Below are 20,931 nucleotides of genomic sequence, written 5' to 3'. Positions count from 1 at the left end.
CCATGTCCGAGGATGAGAAGACCCCGGCCCGTGAGGTCATCACCGACTACGCGCAGGCGCACTTCCGGTACTTCCGTACCGCCGACGGGACCGTGTACGCGCAGAAGAACGGCCACCCCGTGGCCCGCCCGATGCGCTCGCAGGGCACGACGGGCAGCCACCGCCAGGAACTCATGGTCGGCCTTTTCAAGGACGGGCACGGCGTGTTCAACGGGACCGCGCTCAAGGAGGCGTTGGACTTGATCGAAGCGCTTGCACTGGACGAAGACGTGCAGCGCGTCCACATCCGCGTCGCCCCTGGATTCGACGGGGCAACCTGGCTTGACCTGGGCCGCAGCGACGGACAGTCCGTCCGCATCCACCCCACCGGGTGGGACATCGCCATCCCCGACCCGCGCGAGGTGTGCTGGCGACGCACCCAGCTCACCGGGGAACTTCCCCTGCCGGCCAAGGACACCGACGGCAAGGGCATCGACCTGCTGCTCAGGCTGACCAACTTCGCCACCGCGGAGACCGAGTGCCTGGCTATCGCCTGGCTCATCGGCTGCCTCGGACCGTCCGTGCCCGTCCCCGCCCCCTTCCTCACCGGACCGCAGGGCGCGGGCAAGTCCACCGCGGGGCGGATGCTCCTGCGGATCATCGAGGGCATGAGCAGCGACCTCCGCCGCGCGCCCAAGGACGAAGAAAACCTGACCGCGGCCGTCGCGGCCGGATGGGTCACCGCCCTGGACAACCTCTCCCACATGACCCCGGACCTCTCCGATGCCATGTGCTGCATCGTCACCGGCATTGAGAACGTCAAGCGCGCCCTGTTCACCGACGGGGACGTCTTCCGCGCCCGCTACCGCCGCCCCCTGCTGCTGACCGGCATCGACGTGGGCGTCATCCGCCCCGACCTCGCCGAACGCCTCCTGCCACTGCGGCTGGAGCGGCCCAAGGTCCGGCGCACCGAGGCGGAACTGTGGGCGGAGTACGAAGAGGTTCTGCCCGTCGTTCTCGGGTCCGTGCTCGATCTCACGGTCAAGGTCCGCGCCGCCGACGCGGAGACCCCCACCGACCTGCGGATGGCGGACTTCGCACACCTGTGCGCGCAGCTCGACGCGGCAACCGGCCTGGGCGCGCTCACCGCCTACCGGGCCAGCCTGGACGACCTCAACGACGACGTCATTGAGGGAGACCTGCTGGCGCAGACCGTCCTCCGGCACGCCGCAGACCTTGAACCGGGCGCGGAACAGCGGATGACCTCCACGGAATGGCTGCACTGCCTCACCCGCCTCTACACGGGCGAGGACTTCCGCCCCCTGCCCAAGGGATGGCCGACCACGGGCAAGGTCCTCTCCGACCGTCTCAAGCGCCTCCAGCCGACGCTTGCCGCTCGCGGTGTCCTCATCGACTCAGGCCGCACCAGAGAGGGCCGCTACCTCGAAATGACCCGCTCGCCCGCTCTGCCCCCGCACGAGCAGCAGGCATTCTGACCGGCACCGCCCGCCGCACGAGCAAGAGGAGCACCACCGCCGGGGCGTGCTCCTCTTGCTGTTCGGCGGCGGCGCCGCCCTGCGATGGTCGCGCCGCGAAGCGGCTCCTTCTTCACGCCCTGAGCCGCACCGCACCACCACAGACACCCCCCTCTTTTTCCTAAGTAGGAAACGCTGCGTCACCTGCGTCACGGGGCCCCCGAAAACGACGCCTGACCAGCACATACAGCCGTGACGCAGACGGCCCTCGGCTGCGTCACGCCGCGTCACCCGCGTCACCGATGACGAACAGCCTGCGTCACCAGTGACGCACCCCCAACGCTCTGCGTCACCCAAAACCCGCAGGTCAGAAGCCTGAATGACGCAGGTGACGCGGTGACGCAGAAATCCGCACCTCGGACAGACGCCACGTGGAAACGGGCGCGTTCGCCCTACCAACTCAACAGAGAGCCAGCCCGTGGAGGCAGCCGTGAGCACAGCTCCGCCCACCTCAATCGACGCGCTACGGGTGCCGGAGGTCATGACGGCACTGCGCCTCAGCCGCAGCAAGGTCTACGACCTCATCCGCTCCCGTCAGCTCGAAAGCTTCACCATCGGCCGGTCCCGTCGGGTCGCTGCCGACTCCCTTCGAACCTTCATGTCCGAGAGAATTGAGGAGGCCGCCTGATGGCGCGCAAGAGGAACCCGAACGGCGCCGGCAGCATCTGGCAGCGCAAGGACGGCCGTTACGAAGCCCGCGTCTATGTCCCACAGCCCGACGGCACCCGTAAGCGCAAGACCGTCTACGGTGCGACCTGGGAAGAATGCGACACCAAGCGCCAGGAACTGGTCCGGCGCGACCGGCAGGGAATCCCGACTCCTACTCGGTCGGCCAAGCTCTCCGAGTGGCTGCCGTACTGGCTGGAGCACTACGTCCAGCCGCGCCGGAAGCTCAGCACCTACGACAAGTACGAAGCTCATGTGCGGCTCTACCTGGTCCCCCTGCTGGGCACCAAACGGCTGGAGTCGCTGAGTGTCGCCGACGTGCGCCGCTTCATCACCCGCGTGCAGAACGCCCACACGGCCGCGACCGCCAAGGAGGCACACCGAGTGCTGCGTACGGCGCTCACGGCGGCCGTGCGCGAAGAACTGATCACGCGGAACGTGGTGTCACTGGTGGAGCCGCCGCGCGTCAAGTCGCGAGAGATTCACCCATGGTCTCTGGAGGAGACGTTGGCGTTCCTGGAGGCTGCGCGCCGGGACCCGTTGTATGCCGCGTTCGTGCTGGCAGTCGCTATGGGGCTGCGGCGCGGGGAGCTGATCGGGCTGCGCTGGTCGGACGTGGACCTGGTCAACCGCGTGCTGCACGTCCGCCAGCAAACGCAGCGTCGCAGGGGCGCCCTGTACGACGATGACCCGAAGAGCCGCCGTAGCCGCGTGGTGCCGATGCCCGCGCTGTGCATCGCGCCGCTGCGCTGGCACCGGCTGAGGCAGCGCGAGGCGTTCGCGCGCACGGGCGTCGACTGGTCGGAGACCGGATACGTCTTCGCCACGCGGAACGCCCGGCCGGTGGAGCCGCGGAACGTCTACCGGTCCTTCACCCGGGTCGCTGCGGATGCCGGTCTGCGGGTGGTCCGGCTGCACGACGCCCGGCACGGCTGTGCCACGCTGCTGACTGCCGCCGGCGTAGCGCCGAGGGTCATCATGGAGATCCTCGGGCACAGCCAGATCAGCATCACGATGGACGTGTACACCCACGTCGTCCATGACACGCAGCGGGAGGCGATCAGTCACATGGACCGGCTGCTCAAGCGCCGCTTGCCCGCAGTCTAAAAGTTCCTCAAGTCCTGAGGGCCGCCTTGTTCGGGTGGGCGTCGAGTTGGCGCCCACCCGGGCGAGCGCATGTCGTAGTCGATACATGCTTGCCTGTCGTACTCGATACATGCTCAACTGGCATCATGCCGAACATCCGGCTTACCAAGCCGACGATCGCCGTCCTGGAAGCGCTGCTGTCAGCGAAGGACGACAGTCCGCCCTGGGGTCTCAGCATCTGCCGCGACGCCGACCTCGGCCCCGGCACCGTCTACCCCATCCTCGATCGGCTCGCCGAACGCGGCTGGGTCACGAGCTACGAGGAGACGGGCCCTCACCCGGGGCGCCCTGCACGCCGCTTTTACGAGTTGACCGGCACGGGCCGGCAACAGGCGGCCGAAGTCCTGAAGGTACGCAGGGCGCGTCGCTTCGGGCTTGGCCTGGCCGGGGGTGCGTCATGAGCGTAGGCAGCGGCAACATCCTTATGTCTGTCACCGCCAGTAATGACTATGCCGGGCTTGACGAAGATGATAGGCAACGGGTGACGCTTGCTCTTCGCAACCTCCGTCGCGGCGTTGTGCGCGAGGAGGACATCGACCCGTACCCGTTCTACCGGCGGCCATATGTCGCGCACGCGCAGTGCCTGCGGACCTCATCCACCCTGCACATCCTGTTTGTCACTCGGCAGGACGGTGACCACGTAATCGTTGAGTTCAAGCACATGCATCGTTACCGCGTGGCGAATAGGCGCGTCGACGTTCGTGCGAACCCAGCCCCTGCGGCACGCAGAACGACCGGCATTGCCGTTCGTATTGCCGGCCGCCGGCGGCATCATCTCCACTCGGAGTGGGCCGCCGTACTCTTGGGCGCACCTGAGGACGATCTCACCTTCTCTCCACGCCGTCAGCTCCTCCTCGCGCACGGCTTCATGCTCGCCGCTGTGCGCATGCGCTTGCATGACCTTGCCCGCCCTGCTTGGCGACCGCTGGATTGGCTGCTGCGCACCTCCTCTCGCACCAACGCATTCATTACGGCCACCGTGGGCGGCCAAGCGATCTGGATCGTTGGCGACGGCGGCCTCTCCGCGCTGGTGACCCAGGTGTGGGAGCCCTGTGGCATAGCTGGTGCGTCGTTGTTGGCGCTGGCGCGCTGGCTCCGGCGAGTGCGGGGAATCGAGCTAACCTCGTCAGAGGGTGAGCGCGCCGACGAGTAGATAGCGTCGCCCCGCTTGCGCCTCGGAGCGGTGTTGCGCTTCGCACGGCGCGACTGCCGTCAACTGCTGCCGTCAAAACGGCCCGGACTGTGATCGGTCCGGGCCGTTTGTGCTGGTGCCCCCGGCAGGATTCGAACCTGCGACACCCGCTTTAGGAGAGCGGTGCTCTATCCCCTGAGCTACGGAGGCATGGGATTGAACCCCTGACAGGGTAGCTGATGTGTTCGCTGCTGATTGCTTGTGTGGGGGATATGGGGTGGTGGGCGTGCCCCCCCCGTGGGGCGTGGGGGTGGCGGTGGCCTGTTGAGGGGCCACCGCCGTTGTGGTGTTCGGGGTCGGGTCGACTGGGGTGATGGCGGCCCGGCTTTGGGGTTTCAGCTGCCGATGTGCCAGCTGACTGTGCCGTCCGTGGTGATGAGGAGGGCGAGGAGGAGCAGGTCGGCGGCGCCGAGGGTGATGCCCAGGAGGGCGCGGCCGCGGCGGGTGGTGCCGCGGGCCAGGGCCAGGCCGCCGAGGATCAGGGCGCAGGGGCCGAGGAGGAGGTTGAGGACGAGGGTGCCGAGCAGGCCGAGGATGAAGGAGGCCACGGCCATGCCGTCCGCTTGGGCGCGGAGGCGGGAGGGGGCCGGGCCCGTTGCCTTGGCCGGTGGGGTCGGAGTCGTCCGCAGGGGTTCGCTGAGCGTGGTCATCGGGAGGTCACCTCGTCGTGGTGGCGGCGTTCGCGGAGGAAGAAGACGAGCAGCCAGCCGGCGATGACGGCGGCCGCGACGAGGGTGACGGGGACGGGGAGGTGTGCCGCGGTGCCCAGCAGGATCCCCATCAGGAGGAGGGCTGCGACGAGGAAGAGCATGATCTTCCTTTCCGATTCCAGAGGACAGTTGTTCACTCAGTTCCTTCAGTCTACGACCGCCTCCGGGTGGAGTAGTTCAGAGAACGGTTGTTTACTGGATGACATGAGTCACAGTCTTGGAGTCCGGCAGGCCCAGAAACAGAAGACCCGTCAGGCGCTGCTCGATGCGGCGCTCGGGCTGCTGGAGGAGCAGAGCCTGAGCAGCCTGGGGCTGCGGGAGGTCACGCGGGTGGTGGGAATCGCCCCGACCGCGTTCTACCGGCACTTCCGGGACATGGGCGAGCTGGGAGTCGCCCTGGTCGAGGAGGCGCTGGGGAGTCTGCATGTGATGGTGCGGGCGATCCTCGCCGAGCAGGACGCGGCCGAGGAGCGGATCGACCGTACGGTCGCGGTCGTGGAGCAGCATGTGCGGCAACATCCGCTGCACATCCGGTTCGTGGCGCGTGAGCGGCACGGCGGGGTGCGGGCCGTGCGGCAGGCCATCGCGGGGGAGCTGGACCGGTTCGCCGAGGAGGTCGCGGCGGCGCTCAAGTCCCAGCCGGTGTCGGAAGGGTGGCGCGATGACGATGTGCGGATGCTGGCCGAGCTGTATGTGGACCGGTTGGTGACGACGGCCGCGGCGCTGCTCGATGCCGAGGCGGACGGCGCGGAGGGGGCGGCCGAGCAGGTCGTACGGGTGGCACGCCGTCAGCTGCGGCTGATCAGCATCGGCCGGCGGCACTGGCGGGAGGAGGGGAGGGGGGAGGCGGGAGGTGTGGTGTGTGGGGAGTAGGAGGAGCAGTGTGCGGGGAGTGGGTGGCGGTAGCTGGCCGTGGCCGGGTGGCGGTGGTCAGTCGCGTGCCGGGGTCACCCGTACGCGATAGGTGCCGTCCGGGTTTTCCGTCAGGACGGTGACGGCTGCGCCGGTGGTGCGGTCCGTGTAGGTGTCGCCGGGCTGGAAGGTGGCGTCGGTCAGTTCCGGGTCGACGTATTTGTTGTCGCGGTAGCAGCCGCCGCTGTGTGGGGTGGCGTCCACGATGCGGAGGGGGCCGCGGCCCGAGGGGACGCGGGTGGCGACGCGGTAGATGAGGATGCCAGGGCGGCAGACCGTCGGGTCGAGCAGGCCGCGGGTGCGGGCCTCGGCGACCAGGGCGGTGTAGGGGGAGGTCGGGATGACGACGATCTTTGTGCCGCCGGGGGCGGAGACCGGGGTGAGGGTGTGTTCGCCGGGTGTCCCGTGGCGTGGGGCGCAGTGCACCTGGTCGGCGGAGAGCCAGCCGAGTTTCCACTTGTGCCAGCCGACGAAGTCATTGCTCGGCCCCCAGTCCTCGTCCATCGGGTCCCAGTGCCCCGCGGGGGGCGGGGCGTCGCGGCCGTCGGTGAAGTAGAGGTCGGGCAGGCCGAAGCTGTGGGCGTTCTCGTGGTTGAGGACGCGGAAGGCGCTCACCCCGGTTTGCCGGCTCCAGATGAAGGACGCATTCCGGAACGGCACCCCGTCGGCGGTCTTCAGCCCCATGTCACCGCCGCTGAAGGTGACCGAGAGGACCGTACGGGTGGCGGGCGGCCCCGCGTTGGGGGTGGCGATGATGTTGATGACGTCGTAGTCGCGGAAGTCGACGAGCGGGTCGACGGCGCGTACGACCTCCCGGGAGAGGGCGTGATAGCCGCCGTCCGAGGCCGGGTCGAAACCGGCGCCGCGCTGGATGCCGTACGCCGCGAGCGGCCGTGACATGCGGATCCACCGGAGCAGCGGCCTGGGGCGGTAGGTCAGCCGGCCGTACGAGCTGGTGCGGAAGTAGTCCGTCGCGGCCGGGAAGAACTCGGCGAAGCGGGCGCGGGGGGACATCGTGGCGCGGGCGTCCGGGAAGTCGATGAAGAGGGTGAGTGCCTCTACGGTGCCGGATGAGTGCGAGAAACCGGCGGGGGTGTCGGCAGATTCGGCGACGTCGTCATTGATGCCGCGCAGTGCACACGGGCCGCTCGGCGGGGCGCCGGGCGCGGAGGGTATGGCCACGGCGCTGGGCGGTGAGCCCAGGGCTATCGCCGCGGCTGCGGTGGCCGCGCCTGCGGCCAGGACCGCGGAGACCTTGTGCTTCATATCGATCACCTTGTGTCGGCGGGTGATCGTTCGCGCGCGGGGTTACGTCAACTGGAGTCATGTGGGGGCCGGGTGGGGCGGCCCCCGCCCGGGTGCGCCCTGGGGTGGCCCCCGATGCGCCTCGGGGCGTGCCTGGGTCGGCCCGGAGGTTGGGGCGGCCCGGGGGCTGGGGTGGCCTGCGGGCCGGGGTGGCCCAGAGGCTGGGGTCGGCCTGAGTGAGGCCGGAGGTCGGGCCTGGTGTGTGTGGGGGAGGGGGCGGCTGACGGTGTGTGGTTCAGGTCACGTGAGGGCGTGAAATATCCGGGGAGGGGTTCCCCGTTTAACCAGGCGTCCGGATGAAACGGGGAACCTCTCCCCGGTTCGTGCCGGTCGCCGGAGCAGCCGCCGGAGTGGTGGCCTGATGGGGCGTCGAAGTGGTGGCCTGATGGGACGCCAGAGTGGTGGTCTGATCGGGCGCCGGGGCGGTGTCCGGGAAGTCAGGAGCCGGGAAGTCAGGCTCCGGGAAGCGCCGGAAGTGAGAGGAGTGAGCTGCCGTGACCGCCGTCGCCGCATGCGCGAAGTCCGGGAAGCAGGGGCAGCAGCCCCGACTGCGGGCCGATGCCCTGCGCAACCGGGAGCGGATCATCGCCGCCGCCCGCGAGACGATGGTCGAGTTCGGGGCCGAGGTCCCACTCGATGAAATCGCTCGACGCGCGGGTGTCGGCAACGCGACGCTCTACCGTCACTTCGCGGATCGCCTGGAGTTGATCCACCACGTCACGCTCTCCGTCATGTCCCGTACCGCGGACCGCGCGGAGAGCGCCCTTGCCGAGGAGTCCGATGCTTTCCAGGCACTGAGGCGCTTTGTCCACGCTGCGGTGGAGGAGCGGATCGGGGCGCTGTGCCCGCTGCTCTCCGACGGCATCGACCGGGACCACCCCGATCTGCTCGCGGCGCGCGAGCGTCTGGAGGCGGCCGTCGAGGCCGTCATGGGCGCCGCACGCGACAGTGGCCAGCTGCGTACCGACATCGCCGTCGGTGATCTGATGGTCGCGATCACCCAGCTCACCCGGCCACTGCCGGGGAGCAGCTGTCTGAACTTCGACCAGTTCGTGCACCGGCATCTGCAGCTGTTCCTGGACGGTCTGCAGGCACCTGCCCGCTCCGAACTCCCTGGCGCCGCCGCCACGTTGGACGACTTGAGGCGCCGCTCGTAAACCGGGGCGCACGGGGTGGGGACGGTCTCCCCGCCCCGTGCCCGTCCCCGTCCTGTCTCTGTCCCGTCTCTGTCCTCTCCCGCCCCGTCCTCCCCCTCCTCGCCCGTCCACGTCCGGTCCGTCGCTTCGCCGGCGGCCGCCTCATCCCTCCCGTCCTTCGCTCTTGTTCGCTCACTGCACCAGTAGGTGGATCCCGCCATGCCTGAAACAGCCCCATACGTTGATCCGCGGCGCTGGAAAGCGCTGATATTCATCGCTCTCGCCCAGCTGATGGTCGTTCTCGACGCGACCATCGTGAACATCGCGCTGCCCTCCGCCCAGCAGGATCTCGGTATCTCCGACGCCAACCGGCAGTGGGTGATCACCGCCTACGCACTGGCCTTCGGGGGCCTGCTGCTCTTCGGCGGGCGCGTCGCCGACCTGTGGGGACGGAAGCGGACCTTCATCATCGGGCTCGTCGGATTCGCGGTCGCCTCCGCGCTCGGCGGGGCCGCGGCCAATCAGGGGATGCTGCTGGGTGCCCGTGCGCTGCAGGGTGTCTTCGGTGCGCTGCTGGCACCGGCCGCGCTGTCGCTGCTGGCGGTGACCTTCACGGAGGCCAAGGAGCGCGCCAAGGCGTTCGGCATCTTCGGTGCGATCGCCGGTGGCGGCGGCGCCGTGGGGCTGATCCTCGGCGGGGTGCTGACCGAGTACATGGACTGGCGCTGGACCTTCTTCGTCAACATCCCGTTCGCCGTGGTCGCCGCGACCGGCGCCTTCCTGGTCATCCGTGAGCCCGCGGAAGGCCGTAACCCCTCCCGGCTGGACATCCCCGGCGTCATCCTGGCCACCCTCGGCCTGGTCTCGCTGGTCTACGGGTTCACCCGCGCCGAGTCGGACGGCTGGCTGGCCGGTCCCACCCTGGGTCTGTTCGTGGCGGCCGCGGTGCTGCTGCTGGCGTTCGTGCTGGTCGAGTCCAAGGTGAAGGCCCCGCTGCTGCCGCTGCGGGTGGTCACCGACCGGAACCGCGCCGGTGTCTACGCGTCGCTGGGCCTGGCCGTGATCGGCATGTTCGGTCTCTTCCTCTTCCTGACCTACTACCTGCAGATCGTGAAGGGCTACACACCGGTCACCACCGGTCTGGCCTTCCTCCCGATGATCGTCGGCATGATCACCGGCTCGACGCAGATCGGCGCCCGGCTGATGAACCGCGTCCGGCCGCGGCTGCTGATGGCGCCCGGCTTCACGGTCGCCGCGCTCGGCATGCTGGTGCTGACCCAGATCGATCTGGACACGTCCTACCCCGCGCTGATCCTGCCCGGCTTCCTGCTGATGGGTCTGGGCATGGGTACGGCGTTCATGCCGGCCATGTCGCTGGCCACGCACGGCGTCCAGCCGCGCGACGCCGGTGTCGCCTCCGCGATGGTCAACACCTCGCAGCAGGTGGGCGGCGCGATCGGCACGGCCCTGCTGAACACCATCGCGGCCAGCGCCACCACCGCCTACGCTACCTCGCACGCGGCCGGTGCGCGCTCGGCCGACCTGCTCAAGCTCCAGTCGATGGTGCACGGCTACACCACCGCCATCTGGTGGGCGGTCGGCATCCTGGCCCTGGCGGGCGTGATCGCCTACACCTTCATCAACACCGGGCGGCCGGGTGCCGGTTCGCCGGTGGCCTCCTCCACCGACGGCGAGAGCACGGTCCTGGGCTCGTCCGAGGGCGACGGTGAGGTCCAGGTTCCGGTGATGGTGCACTGAGCCGGCGGGGACGGGCCGTACGGCATTCCGCCGCGGGCCGGGCCGGCATCCCGCCGGCCCGGGCCGTGGCCGGCCCACCCCGGTGTCGGGCGCTGCGGACTCCGTGCGCCCGCACCCGCGCGGGCCCGTCCGGCTCCTGTGCTCACACCGGCGTCGGCCTCGTCCGGTTCCGCTGATCCGTCAGCGCAGCCAGGGGAGGTCGGCGCCTTTCGGTTGCAGTCCTTCGGTCATCACTTGGCAGATCTCGGCCAGTTGGCCGACCTGCTCCGGGGAGAGGCGGTCGAAGATCGCGGAGCGTACGGCGGCGACATGTCCGGGGGCGGCCTTCTCCAGGACCCGCATTCCCTCGTCGGTGAGGAGGGCGTTCTGGCCCCGCTTGTCGGAGGGGCAGTTCTCGCGCCGTACCCAGCCGTTCTTCTCCAGGCGCGCGACCGCATGCGAGAGCCGGGAGCGGGTGATCTTGGCGTTCTGAGCGAGCTCGGTCATCCGCATCCGGCGCCGCGGTGCACGGGAGAGCTGGACGAGCAGGCCGTAATAGACGTGCGGCATCCTGGCGTCCCGTTGCAGCTGGCGGTCGAGGTGGTCCTCCAGGAGCGTGGTGGCGTGGAGGTAGCACTGCCAAGCGAATTGCTCCTCGTCGCTGAGCCAGCGCGGCTCGGCTGCGGGTTCGTTGCTCATACCATCCACTCTCTCACCACTCGGAGAGTTATTTAAGTTTTAACAACGATGAATTCCCCTCAAATCCTGTCACTTGAATATTCAAGCATGTGGGCCCTGCGGGTGCTGCGGGTGCTGCGGTCACCGCGCCGACTACTGCCAAGTGTGACTCCGTGGAGTGGCATGTCCGTCATGCCTCCTGGTCGATCAGCTCCACCGCGTTCAGGGCCGCCGACAGGGCACGGGTGTCGCCGTCCTCGGAGGTCGCGGCGACGTCCAGGGCGGTGTCCGCGAACTTGATCGCATGCTCGTTGCCGTGGGCGACCGCCCGCGCGAAGACCTCTTCGGGCGCCACCGTGGAGGCGTCCGGTGCCCGACGCGGGGTGTCCGCGGCGTAGAGCGTGGTGATCGCCGAGGCCGCCGCCCAGGCCACCGCGAACGAGCTCGCCCACAGTTCCCGGGGGAGCGCCGGCAGGGTGCGCAGCACCGCGTTCGGCGCGGTGGCGGCGTGCACCAGCATGATGCCGTTCCCGTGGCCGTGGTCCGCGTAGTTGAGGGTGGCGGCGCGCACGAGGGCGGTCAGGCCCTCGCGTGCGGCCTCGGGGGCATCGGGGATGTGCAGCGACTCGGTGGTGCTCAACCAGCCAGGGGTGGCGGGTAGTTGGGCGTAGCCGTCCAGCGGTGTCACACCCCGTTCGGGGATCCGGGGGAGGGCGGACAGCGCCTCGGCCGGGGTGGCGCTGCCCGTGGGGTGCACCGTCGCGGGCAGGAGCAGATGGCGGGCGGCCCAGTAGCCGAGGGCATGTGCGAACTCCGCGATCCTGGCGTCGTCCTCACCCTCCGTCAGGAGGCTGCGCACGGCATGGCCCACGCGGATGACGGGGTGGGTGGCGGCGCCGGCGATACCGGGCAGCAGCCGCGGCCACCACTCGGCGAGGAGCTCGCGCCAGGGTCGCTCGGCGACCTGCCCGGTGAAGTGCCGCGTCCAGTCGGTGACCCGGCTCGGATCGCCCAGCGCCTCCTGCCAGTTGGCGTCGGTGATACGGGTTTGAGGGGCCGGTACGTCCTCCAGCTTGTGCGCGTAGGTGTCGAGCCAGCGGTGGACGGTGCGGGCCTGGCCATTACGGACCATGGCTTCCACGGCCATCGGTCCGTGGTTGCTCAGATAGCCGCTGAACTCGGGGCCGGAGGTGTGCAGTCGTAACAGGGCTTCGTCGAGTGTGCCGCTCGTCGTCTCCATGGCCCGAGGCTAGGTCGGCGAGGCGGCGTCGCGTAACGGGCTTCCGTCCTACACCGCTGGTCGGCCGCGGCTTACGGCGCTGGTCGTAAGGCCGCGGGTGGGGTGGTCGTCGGGGGCGCGCGGGAGTGCGCCGGTGTTGTGGTGCGGCGGCGGTGCGGTGGCGTTGTCGAGCTCTGCTTCCCGCGGCCATACCGGACAGGAGGTGTCGGGTATTGGGGGGAGGGTGCTGCCATGACGAGTGAGAGCAGAGGCGGGGAAGGCATCGCGAGCGGTGCGGGCGGTGTGGGTGGCGTCGGCGGTGCGGTCGGCTGGTCGGTGGTGGAGGCGGCGGTGCCGGAGCTCGCCGGGCGGGTGCGGGAGCGGTTCGGGGCGCACCGGCACCACGTCCTGGCGACCGTGCGGAAGGACGGCGCACCGCGGCTCACCGGGCTGGAGGCGGACTTCCGTCACGGGGAACTGTGGCTGGGCATGATGGTCGGCTCGCGCAAGGTGTCCGATCTGCGGCGCGACCCCCGGTTCGCGCTGCATGCCAATCCGGGGCCGGGCGCCGATGTGTCCGGAGGCGATGTACGGGTGCCCGGGCGGGCCGTGGAGGTGACCGACCGCGCGTTGGTCGCGCGCTATGCGGCGGAGGTGAAGCCGCCGGAGCCGTTCCACCTCTTCCGGGCGGAGCTGACGGAGGTGGTGCGTACGTCCACCGAGACTCCGTATGTGGTGGTGGAGACCTGGTCGCCGGGACGGGCGCCGCGCACCCTCCGGCGGAGGTCGGACGATGCGGCGCTGCGGGTGGAGTGAGGGCGGCGCTGCAGGTGGTGTGAGGTGGGGGAGGGCCGGTGCCGGGGCTCAGCCGAGGTTGCGGGACCCGGCGCGGCCGTCGTCCGGTTCGAGGTGCCAGCTGATGATGCGGCGCGGATGGACGCGGATCACGTCGTTGCTGAAGAAGTCGGGGGCCATCGGAGGTGCGTCGAGGGTCAGCAGTTCGGCGCGGCCGCGGATCTCCACCCCGCGGCCCCAGCCGGGCGCGACCGGGTCGTCGGCCGGTGCCATGTCGTCGATGAGCAGGGAGACTTCGGGGCGGGCCTGGGCGTTGCGGTACTTCTGGCTGCGACGCAGTGCGGGCCCGCCGATGTCGAGGGTGCCGTCGTCGTTGAGCACGAAGCCGACCGGGCGTACCTGTGGCCCGCCGTCCGGCCCGGTGGTCGCCAGACGGGCCAGCGGCTGGCCGGCGAGGTAGGCGCGCTCCGTGGGGGTGAAGACCTTCCCGGCGGTGCCGGGGGCGGACCCCGCGGCGGAGGGCGGGCCGGCGGGGTCCGGTGTGGGGGCGTTCGGTGTCGCCGCGTCCCGTGTGGGGGCGTCCGGTGTCGACGGGCGTGAGGGCGTTTTCATGCCAAGGACGCTAGGACCTCAATTGCGGTTGAGGTCAAGGGGTGGTGGCGTCACCGGGTGAGGTCAAGGGCTGGTGGCCTCACCGGTGAGGCCAAGGGATGGGGGGCGTCAGTGCGTGGCCACCGGCAGCCGGTGCGTCCGGTCGCCGCCCCGGTGGTGGGTTTCGTGCGGCCGGTGCAGGCCGTGCGGCTCGCGGGTGCGGTGGGTGCGGAAGATGTAGAGGGCGGCGACGAACATCACGGCGCCCATGGTGAAGCCGAAGGCGGACGACTTGAGGATGCTTTCGCCGCCGAGGCTGTAGACCCAGCCCATCGAGCAGCCGAAGAGCGCACCGTAGGCGGCCGCCCGGGTCTCGGTGATCAGGGACGACTGGAAGTGGGCCACCACCAGCCCCAGCGCCCCCGACACCACGAACGCGGCCAGCCCGTACAGCATGGCCGGACCGCCCTTGTCGCCGGCGGTGTGGGTGCGGAAGATGGTGAAGAGGCCGAAGGCGAGCGCCGTGATGATCGGCAACGACACGGTCGGCGGGATGTGCCTGGCCCGTTCCTTCATCCCGGCCATTCCCGGAGCCGGCTGCGGGGTCCGGGCGGTGGTCGTCGCGCCGTGTTCGGTTTCGACGGTGCCGTGGGAGCGGGCGGCCCTCGCGCCGTGCCGCTGGGCGTGCTGGTCCATGGCGGGCTCCTCTCGGTTTCCCCCGCTGCCCCCTCCTGTCCAGGCGACACCCGGGCGCCGTACGCGGCAACCGGAACGGCGGGCACCGGAAGCGGGCGCGGTGCGGCGGGGGCCCCGCGGTGCGGCGGGGGCCCGGTGGCGAGCGGGTTCAGCCCAGGTCCTTCTGGTACCAGGCCACGTCCCAGTAGCGGCCGAACTTGCGGCCCACCTCCGTATACGTGCCGATGTGCCGGAAGCCGAAACGGGTGTGGAGGCGGGTGGAGGCCTCGTTCGGCTGGACTATCCCGGCGTAGGCGCGGTGCACGTCCTCGTCGGCCAGCGCCTCGAACAGGGCCTTGTAGAGCAGCGTGCCGACGCCCCGGCCGGCGGCGTGCGGGGCGCAGTAGACGGTGACCTCGACGGACGGGGCATAGGCGGCCTTCGGTCGGAACGCGCTGCTGGTCGCGTAACCGAGCAGCCCGCCGTCCGGGCGCCCGGACGCGGAAGCCGCCCCGTTGTGCGGGTTTTTCATCCGGTCTGTCGCCTCTTGGGCAACCAGAAGACGATGCGGCCCGTCTTGGGGGTGGGAGAGCAACCACGGGCGGCGCTGTTCCGGAGTGAAGGGCTCCAGGTCGAAAGTGATGCACGTCTCACGGATGTAGTGGTTGTAAAGATCCGTAAGGGCCGGGAGGTCGGCCTCAGCGCCCGCCCTGACCTGCACTTCCCCGTGTTGTTGCAGCATGTGACCTCCTAAATGGGGGCGCAGGGTACTGCATGATCAGAAAAATAGCGGGGCAGCCTGGGAATTCTGTCCGGATTCCAGCCGTTGTTTCCTTCGGACGGGCCAGTCGCTGAGCATCGGCTTCGATGCCACCACCCGGCCCGCCCACCGTCCCGCGACCGACTCATCGCAAAGGGAGCACACGCATGGCAACCCGTGCCGTCGCCCGCCGTCAGGAAAGCAGCAGCGGTTCCGACGGGGCCAACAGTGTTCGCGCCATAGGCGGGGAGATCGCCGACCGCGACCTGGTCGGCATGTACCTCGACGAGATCGCGCGTACGCCACTGCTCGACGCGGCCAAGGAGGTCGAGCTGTCCCAGACCATCGAGGCGGGCGTCTATGCCCAGCAGATCCTGGACGGCGAGGTCGCCGACGGCAATGCCGCGGGCGCCGGCCGCGAGGAGCTGGAAAGGCTGGTCGAGGAGGGCGCCAAGGCCAAGGACATCTTCATCCGTTCCAACCTCCGTCTGGTGGTGGCGGTCGCCCGCCGCTACCCGCGCGCCGGGCTGCCCCTGCTGGACCTGATCCAGGAGGGCAACGCCGGTCTGGTGCGTGCCGTGGAGAAGTTCGACTACGCCAAGGGCTTCAAGTTCTCGACGTATGCGACGTGGTGGATCCGCCAGGCCATCACCCGCTCCATCGCCGACCAGTCGCGCACGATCCGGCTGCCCGTGCACCTCGTCGAGGAGCTGGGCCGGATACGCCGGGTGCAGCGCGAGTTCAACCGTGAGAACGGCCGTGACCCGGAGCCGGCGGAGGTCGCTGGCGAGCTGGGCTCCACGCCCGCCCGCGTCACCGACGTACTCGACTGGGCGCGCGACCCGGTCAGCCTCAACATGTCGGTGGACGACGACGGCGACACCCAGTTCGGCGACCTGCTGGAGGACACCTCCGCGGCCTCGCCCGAGCAGTCCGTGCTCACGCTGCTGCGCAGCGAGGAGCTGGAGGACCTGATCGACCGTCTCGACCACCGCACCGCTTCGATCATCAAGGCCCGCTACGGCATCGAGGACGGCCGCGAGCGCACGCTGACCGAGGTCGGCAAGCAGCACGGCCTGACCCGTGAGCGGATCCGCCAAATCGAGAAGCATGCGCTGCTGGAGCTGAAGCGGATGGCGCATGACACGGGATTCGACGCGGCCGCGTAAAGAGCGCGCGGTCGCGCGCCCCGAGATCCGCGGCCCGGTCCGTGACGGACGAGCCCCGATGCCCCTTCCGGCGTCGGGGCTCCGTCGCGTCTCGGACCTGCGGGGGAGCGCCCGCCATCGCGTCCGGGACCTGCGGGGGAGCGCCCGCATCTCGCCGTAGATGTCCGTTTGAGTCTGACCGAAGCCCGAGTCTGTTTACTTTGCTGAAATCCAGGCGTAGCCTCGCACTGAAACCACAGGCTCGGGCATGGAACGGACACTCACGCAGATGTATGCACCGGAGCGCCAGCAGGAGATTCTGCGGCTCGCCCGTGAAGGCGGCCGGGTCGATGTGCTCTCCCTGGCGGAGGAGTTCCAGGTCACCGCAGAGACCGTGCGGCGCGATCTGAAGGCCCTGGACCGGGCCGGTCTGGTGCGCCGGGTGCACGGCGGAGCCATCCCGGCCGGCCGGCTGGACTTCGAGCCCGACCTCGCCGAGCGGGACGCCGTCGCCGCCGACGAGAAGCAGCGCATCGCACGGGCCGCGCTCGCCGAGCTCCCCGGCGGCGAAGGCGGCGCCGGCAGCTCCGGGAGCGTGATTCTGGACGCCGGGACGACCGCCGCCCGGCTCGCCGCCGAGATCCCGCTGGAGGCCGAGCTGACCGTCGTCACCCACGGTCTGCCGGTCGCCGCGCGGCTGGCCGACCACCCCGGGCTCACCCTCCACCTCGTGGGCGGCCGCATCCGGCACCGCACCCGGGCCGCGGTCGACGACTGGGCGCTGCGCGCCTACCGCGAGATCAACGCCGATGTGCTGTTCCTCGCGACCAACGGCTTCTCCCCCGACGGCGGTCTGACCACCCCCGACCTCGCGGAGGCCGCCGTCAAGCGGACGCTGATCGCCGCCGCCCGCCGGGTGGTCCTCCTCGCCGACTCCGCCAAATTCGGGCAGCAGCACTTCGCCCGCTTCGGCGCACTGTCGGACGTGGACCTGCTCATCACCGACACGGGCCTGAGCCCCGACGACGCCCTCGCCATCGAGCGTGCGGGCACGGAAGTAGTTCGCGCATGATCCTGACCGTCACCCCCAACCCCAGCCTGGACCGTACGTACGAGATCCCGGCGCTGGCCCGCGGGGCCGTGCTCCGGGCGACCGCCGACCGGATCGACCCCGGCGGCAAGGGCGTCAATGTCTCGCGCGCGGTGGCCGCCGCCGGGCATCGCACCGTCGCCGTACTGCCGGTGGGCGGTCCCGCCGGTGCGGCGCTGGCCGGGCTGCTGGGCGCCGAGGGCATCGAGGTGGCGGGCGTGCCGGTGGCCGGCCAGACCCGCTCCAACATCTCGGTCGTCGAACCCGACGGCACCCTCACCAAGATCAACGCGACCGGTCCCGAGCTGACCGCCGAGGAGTCGGAGGCGCTGCTCACCACGGTCGGCGAGCGTTCCGTGGGCGCCGACTGGATCGCCTGCTGCGGCAGCCTCCCGCGCGGTCTGGCCCCCGAGTGGTACGCGGAACTGGTCGCCCGCACCCACCGGGCCGGCGCCCGGATCGCCCTGGACACCTCGGGCCCCTCGCTGACCGCGGCCCTGCGCGAACGCCCCGACGTCGTCAAGCCGAACGCCGAGGAGCTGGCACAGGCCGTCGGCCGCCCGCTCGCGACCCTCGGCGACGCGGTCAAGGCCGCCGAGGAGCTGCGCGCCTGGGGCGCCCGCGCCGTACTGGCCTCCCTGGGGGCGGACGGCCAGCTACTGGTCGACGAGGAAGGCGCCTACTTCGGCAGTGCCCCGGTCGCGGCCGTCCGCAGCAATGTCGGCGCGGGCGACGCCTCGCTGGCGGGCTTCCTCACGGCGGGCGGTTCGGGCCCCCTGGCACTGGCCGTCGCGCTGGCCCATGGCGCGGCCGCCGTCCAGCTGCCCGGCAGCCTGATGCCGACCCCGGACGATCTGGACACGGCCGCCGTCCGGACCACCGACGCGGTGCCGTTCGACCGCCTGCTGACGGAGCCGGTGTCATGAGTGCGGCGGGCCGGGTCGTTGGCGTGAGGGCCGTGAGTGCTGTGTATCGGGCCGTTGTTGTGAGGGCCGGGTGCCGGGTCCGTGGCGTGAGGGCCGCGCGCCGGGCTGTTGCTGTGAGGGCCGTGAGCGCCGCGTGCCGGGCCGTGGTCACCGCTTCCCCTTGCCGAGCCGTTGCTGTGCCCGCCCGCCGCGGCACCCGTCCCTCCACCGTCCCCTGCGACCCCCTGGTCTCCGCCGACCTCCTGGTCTCCGCCGACCTCCGGGTCCCCTGCGTCCCCTCGGCCGTTCCCCCGGCCCGCACCGGGAGGCGCCCCAGCCACCCCCCGTCCCGTCCCCACCGCCCCCACGGCGGTACCGCGCGCAAGGGAGCCCGCGATGAGTGAGCTGATCACCGCGGAACTGGTCGACCTCGACCTGTCCGCAGAAACGAAGGATGCCGCCGCACGTTCCCTGGCCGAGCGGATGGTCACCTCCGGTCGCGTCACCGATCTGGAGGGCTTCCTCGCGGACATCGCCGCACGCGAGGCCCAGATGCCGACGGGCCTGGACGGCGGGATCGGCATTCCGCACTGCCGCAGCGAACACGTCACGGAGCCGACGCTGGCCTTCGGGCGCAGCGCCTCCGGCATCGACTTCGGTGCACCGGACGGCCCGGCCGACCTGATCTTCCTGATCGCGGCCCCGGCGGGCGGCGACGCCGACCATCTGTCGATCCTCTCGACCCTCGCCCGGCACCTGATGGACGAGACCTTCACCGGCGCGCTCCGGTCCGCCACCGAACCGGAGCGTACGGCGGCGCTGATCCGCGGGGACGAGCCGGCGGCGGCTCCCGAGCCGGCGGCGGTCCCCGAGGCGACGGTCCCCGAGGCGGCGGCCCCCGAGCCGGACGCAGCGCCTGAGCCGGAGGCGGCGGCCGGACCGGCGGCGGAGCCCGGACCCGAGCGGGACGCCGGACCGGCACAGGCAACCACGGACGCCGCCCCCACCACCCCAGCGGCCGCCGAGGCCCCCACCGGCCGCACCCCGGCCGAGACCGCCACCAAGGCCGCCGCCGAGGCCCCCGCCAGTGGCGCCCCTTCCGAAGCCGCCACCGAAACCGCCACCGAGGCCGCTACCGACACCACTCCCGACGCCACTCCCGCCCAGGCCGCCCCCTTCCGCATCGTCGCCATCACCTCCTGCCCCACCGGCATCGCGCACACCTACATGGCCGCCGAGTCACTGGAGAAGGCCGGGCAGGCCGCCGGTGTCGAGGTGTTCGTCGAGACCCAGGGCTCGGCCGGGTTCAAGCGGCTCGACCCGCAGCTCGTCGCGGACGCGGACGGCGTGATCTTCGCGCATGACGTCGAGGTACGGGAGAAGGAGCGCTTCGCCGGGAAGCCGACCGTCGACGTCGGGGTGAAGGCGGGCATCAACCGCCCCGCCGAACTCATCGCCGAGGTACGGCAGAAGGCCGCACACGGCGAGGCCGGCGCCCCCGCACGGGCCGCCGCCCCCATGGACAAGGGCGCCGACGCGGGCGACGGCTTCGCCACCCGCCTGCGCAAGTGGCTGATGACCGGAGTCAGTTACATGGTGCCGTTCGTCGCCGCGGGCGGTCTGCTCATCGCGCTCGCCTTCGCCATCGGCGGCTACACGATCAACAAGGCACCGTCCGTCGCCGAGCACTTCATCTGGACCGAGTCCGCCAGCTGGGCGGCGCTGCTCTTCCAGATAGGCGGCGTCGCGTTCGGCTTCCTCGTTCCGGTCCTGGCCGGCTTCATCGCGTACGGCATGGCGGACCGGCCGGGCCTGGTCCCGGGCTTCGTCGGCGGCGCCATCGCGCTCACCATCAACGCGGGCTTCCTCGGCGGTCTGATCGCCGGACTGATCGCGGGCGCCGTGGTGATGGCGATTCAGCGGGTCCGTATCCCACCGGTGCTGCGCGGCATCATGCCGGTCGTGGTCATCCCGCTGATCTCCTCGGCGATCGTCGGTTTCCTGATGTTCCTCGTGATCGGCAAGCCGATCGCCGCGCTGCAGAAGGGGCTGACGGACTGGCTGTCCGGCCTCACCGGCGCCAACGCCATCATCCTGGGCGTGATCCTCGGCCTGATGATGTGCTTCGACCTCGGCGGCCCGCTCAACAAGGTGGCGTACGCCTTCGCGGTCGGCGGCCTCGCCAACCCCAACGAGGGCAGTCTGAAGGTCATGGCCGCGGTGATGGCGGCCGGTATGGTGCCGCCGCTGGCGATGGCGCTGGCCACGACCGTCCGGAGCCGGCTCTTCACCAAGGCCGAGCGGGAGAACGGCAAGGCGGCCTGGGTGCTCGGCGCCTCCTTCATCACCGAGGGCGCGATCCCCTTCGCCGCCGCGGACCCGCTGCGCGTCATCCCCTCCGCGATGGCCGGCGGCGCGGTCACCGGCGCCCTCTCGATGGCCTTCGGCTGCACCCTCCGCGCCCCGCACGGCGGCATCTTCGTCGTCCCCCTGATCGGCCAGCCGCTCCTCTACCTGCTCGCCATCGCCGCGGGTACGGCCGTCAGCACGGCCCTGGTGATCCTCCTCAAGGGCCTGCGGAAGCCGTCGCCCACCCACCCGGCCCCTTCCCCGGCCGACGACGAGGCCGAGGTGACGGTCGCCGCCTGATCCCTCTCCGCACAAGCATCCCTGCGCGCTGTCCCGAGGCCTCCACCGCCCACCAGGTGGAGGCCTCAGCCCGTCTGCCCCTCCATCCCTCCACCCACCCCTC

21 protein-coding genes and 1 tRNA gene are annotated in these 20,931 nt (G+C 70.7%); 13 read left to right on the top strand and 9 right to left on the bottom strand.

Annotation, left to right across the window (positions count from 1 at the left end; all coding sequences use genetic code 11):
- The first annotated feature begins 2 nt into the window (after positions 1-2).
- From NUT86_RS17755 to NUT86_RS17735, 5 genes are all read left to right on the top strand, one after another.
- Positions 3-1,475 carry an ATP-binding protein gene (locus NUT86_RS17755; protein ID WP_274736298.1) on the top strand — a complete coding sequence of 491 codons (1,473 nt, stop codon included), beginning with the start codon at positions 3-5 and terminating at the stop codon, positions 1,473-1,475.
- Between the two features lie 469 nt (positions 1,476-1,944).
- Positions 1,945-2,142, top strand: coding sequence for a helix-turn-helix domain-containing protein (locus tag NUT86_RS17750; protein ID WP_274736296.1), 198 nt, complete (start codon positions 1,945-1,947; stop codon positions 2,140-2,142).
- Positions 2,142-3,287 (top strand): tyrosine-type recombinase/integrase, encoded by a 1,146-nt coding sequence (locus NUT86_RS17745; RefSeq protein ID WP_274736294.1) that lies wholly within the window; start codon positions 2,142-2,144, stop codon positions 3,285-3,287. Before NUT86_RS17750 ends, NUT86_RS17745 begins: the two co-directional genes overlap by 1 nt.
- A 125-nt stretch (positions 3,288-3,412) precedes the next feature.
- Positions 3,413-3,727 carry a PadR family transcriptional regulator gene (locus NUT86_RS17740; protein WP_274736292.1) on the top strand — a complete coding sequence of 105 codons (315 nt, stop codon included), beginning with the start codon at positions 3,413-3,415 and terminating at the stop codon, positions 3,725-3,727.
- The gene (locus NUT86_RS17735) at positions 3,724-4,479 is read left to right on the top strand and encodes a hypothetical protein (protein ID WP_274736290.1); all 756 of its coding nucleotides are present in this window, start codon (positions 3,724-3,726) and stop codon (positions 4,477-4,479) included. Before NUT86_RS17740 ends, NUT86_RS17735 begins: the two co-directional genes overlap by 4 nt.
- Positions 4,480-4,592: 113 nt before the next feature.
- Here the strand turns inward: NUT86_RS17735 and NUT86_RS17730 are convergent.
- From NUT86_RS17730 to NUT86_RS17720, 3 genes are all read right to left on the bottom strand, one after another.
- Positions 4,593-4,668: transfer RNA gene (locus NUT86_RS17730), tRNA-Arg, on the bottom strand.
- Between the two features lie 185 nt (positions 4,669-4,853).
- A complete protein-coding gene (locus NUT86_RS17725) occupies positions 4,854-5,168 on the bottom strand; it encodes a hypothetical protein (protein ID WP_274736288.1) in 315 nt (104 codons plus the stop codon).
- The gene (locus NUT86_RS17720; RefSeq protein WP_018091193.1) at positions 5,165-5,329 is read right to left on the bottom strand and encodes a hypothetical protein; all 165 of its coding nucleotides are present in this window, start codon (positions 5,327-5,329) and stop codon (positions 5,165-5,167) included. The genes NUT86_RS17725 and NUT86_RS17720 overlap by 4 nt, the downstream gene beginning before the upstream one ends.
- 103 nt (positions 5,330-5,432) lie before the next feature.
- On the opposite strand from NUT86_RS17720, the gene NUT86_RS17715 reads away from it, so the two are divergent.
- The gene (locus NUT86_RS17715; RefSeq protein ID WP_093639842.1) at positions 5,433-6,101 is read left to right on the top strand and encodes a TetR family transcriptional regulator; all 669 of its coding nucleotides are present in this window, start codon (positions 5,433-5,435) and stop codon (positions 6,099-6,101) included.
- A gap of 57 nt (positions 6,102-6,158) precedes the next feature.
- Here NUT86_RS17715 and NUT86_RS17710 read toward each other — a convergent pair whose 3' ends face one another.
- Positions 6,159-7,406, bottom strand: coding sequence for a M6 family metalloprotease domain-containing protein (locus tag NUT86_RS17710; protein ID WP_274736284.1), 1,248 nt, complete (start codon positions 7,404-7,406; stop codon positions 6,159-6,161).
- Between the two features lie 533 nt (positions 7,407-7,939).
- Between NUT86_RS17710 and NUT86_RS17705 the strand changes: the two genes are divergently transcribed.
- Both NUT86_RS17705 and NUT86_RS17700 read left to right on the top strand, forming a co-directional pair.
- Positions 7,940-8,602 carry a TetR/AcrR family transcriptional regulator gene (locus tag NUT86_RS17705; RefSeq protein WP_093639650.1) on the top strand — a complete coding sequence of 221 codons (663 nt, stop codon included), beginning with the start codon at positions 7,940-7,942 and terminating at the stop codon, positions 8,600-8,602.
- Between the two features lie 198 nt (positions 8,603-8,800).
- Positions 8,801-10,339, top strand: coding sequence for an MFS transporter (locus NUT86_RS17700; protein WP_159487873.1), 1,539 nt, complete (start codon positions 8,801-8,803; stop codon positions 10,337-10,339).
- A gap of 180 nt (positions 10,340-10,519) precedes the next feature.
- Here NUT86_RS17700 and NUT86_RS17695 read toward each other — a convergent pair whose 3' ends face one another.
- Both NUT86_RS17695 and NUT86_RS17690 read right to left on the bottom strand, forming a co-directional pair.
- Positions 10,520-11,017 carry a MarR family winged helix-turn-helix transcriptional regulator gene (locus NUT86_RS17695; RefSeq protein ID WP_018091188.1) on the bottom strand — a complete coding sequence of 166 codons (498 nt, stop codon included), beginning with the start codon at positions 11,015-11,017 and terminating at the stop codon, positions 10,520-10,522.
- Positions 11,018-11,186: 169 nt separating this feature from the next.
- On the bottom strand, positions 11,187-12,236 hold the full coding sequence (locus NUT86_RS17690; protein WP_266445542.1) for a questin oxidase family protein: 1,050 nt from the start codon (positions 12,234-12,236) through the stop codon (positions 11,187-11,189).
- A 231-nt stretch (positions 12,237-12,467) separates the two neighbouring features.
- Between NUT86_RS17690 and NUT86_RS17685 the strand changes: the two genes are divergently transcribed.
- Positions 12,468-13,031, top strand: a complete 564-nt coding sequence (locus NUT86_RS17685) for a pyridoxamine 5'-phosphate oxidase family protein (RefSeq protein ID WP_274736277.1) — start codon at positions 12,468-12,470, stop codon at positions 13,029-13,031.
- A gap of 48 nt (positions 13,032-13,079) precedes the next feature.
- Here NUT86_RS17685 and NUT86_RS17680 read toward each other — a convergent pair whose 3' ends face one another.
- The 3 genes from NUT86_RS17680 to NUT86_RS17670 form a co-directional block, all read right to left on the bottom strand.
- Positions 13,080-13,622: a PPOX class F420-dependent oxidoreductase gene (locus tag NUT86_RS17680; protein ID WP_274736275.1), complete on the bottom strand. Its 543-nt coding sequence runs from the start codon at positions 13,620-13,622 to the stop codon at positions 13,080-13,082.
- Between the two features lie 108 nt (positions 13,623-13,730).
- Positions 13,731-14,297 carry a hypothetical protein gene (locus NUT86_RS17675; RefSeq protein WP_018091184.1) on the bottom strand — a complete coding sequence of 189 codons (567 nt, stop codon included), beginning with the start codon at positions 14,295-14,297 and terminating at the stop codon, positions 13,731-13,733.
- Positions 14,298-14,445: 148 nt separating this feature from the next.
- Positions 14,446-15,018: a GNAT family N-acetyltransferase gene (locus tag NUT86_RS17670; protein WP_274736273.1), complete on the bottom strand. Its 573-nt coding sequence runs from the start codon at positions 15,016-15,018 to the stop codon at positions 14,446-14,448.
- A gap of 185 nt (positions 15,019-15,203) precedes the next feature.
- Between NUT86_RS17670 and NUT86_RS17665 the strand changes: the two genes are divergently transcribed.
- The 4 genes from NUT86_RS17665 to NUT86_RS17650 all read left to right on the top strand — a co-directional run bounded on the left by NUT86_RS17665 (position 15,204) and on the right by NUT86_RS17650 (position 20,828).
- Complete coding sequence (locus NUT86_RS17665) at positions 15,204-16,205, top strand: sigma-70 family RNA polymerase sigma factor (RefSeq protein ID WP_018091181.1); 1,002 nt, start codon at positions 15,204-15,206, stop codon at positions 16,203-16,205.
- A 268-nt stretch (positions 16,206-16,473) separates the two neighbouring features.
- Positions 16,474-17,256, top strand: coding sequence for a DeoR/GlpR family DNA-binding transcription regulator (locus NUT86_RS17660; protein WP_026169899.1), 783 nt, complete (start codon positions 16,474-16,476; stop codon positions 17,254-17,256).
- Entirely contained in the window at positions 17,253-18,200 is a 948-nt protein-coding gene (gene pfkB, locus NUT86_RS17655) for a 1-phosphofructokinase (RefSeq protein WP_274736272.1), read from the top strand. Before NUT86_RS17660 ends, pfkB begins: the two co-directional genes overlap by 4 nt.
- Positions 18,201-18,575: 375 nt before the next feature.
- On the top strand, positions 18,576-20,828 hold the full coding sequence (locus tag NUT86_RS17650) for a PTS fructose transporter subunit IIABC (RefSeq protein WP_274736271.1): 2,253 nt from the start codon (positions 18,576-18,578) through the stop codon (positions 20,826-20,828).
- Positions 20,829-20,931 lie beyond the last annotated feature (103 nt).

The sequence above is a fragment of the Streptomyces sp. G7(2002) genome, assembly GCF_028870195.1.
In the GTDB taxonomy this organism is placed as follows: Bacteria; Actinomycetota; Actinomycetes; order Streptomycetales; family Streptomycetaceae; genus Streptomyces; species Streptomyces nigrescens.
Note: the sequence above shows the minus strand (reverse complement) of the source record. Positions and strands in the feature narration are given on the sequence as shown.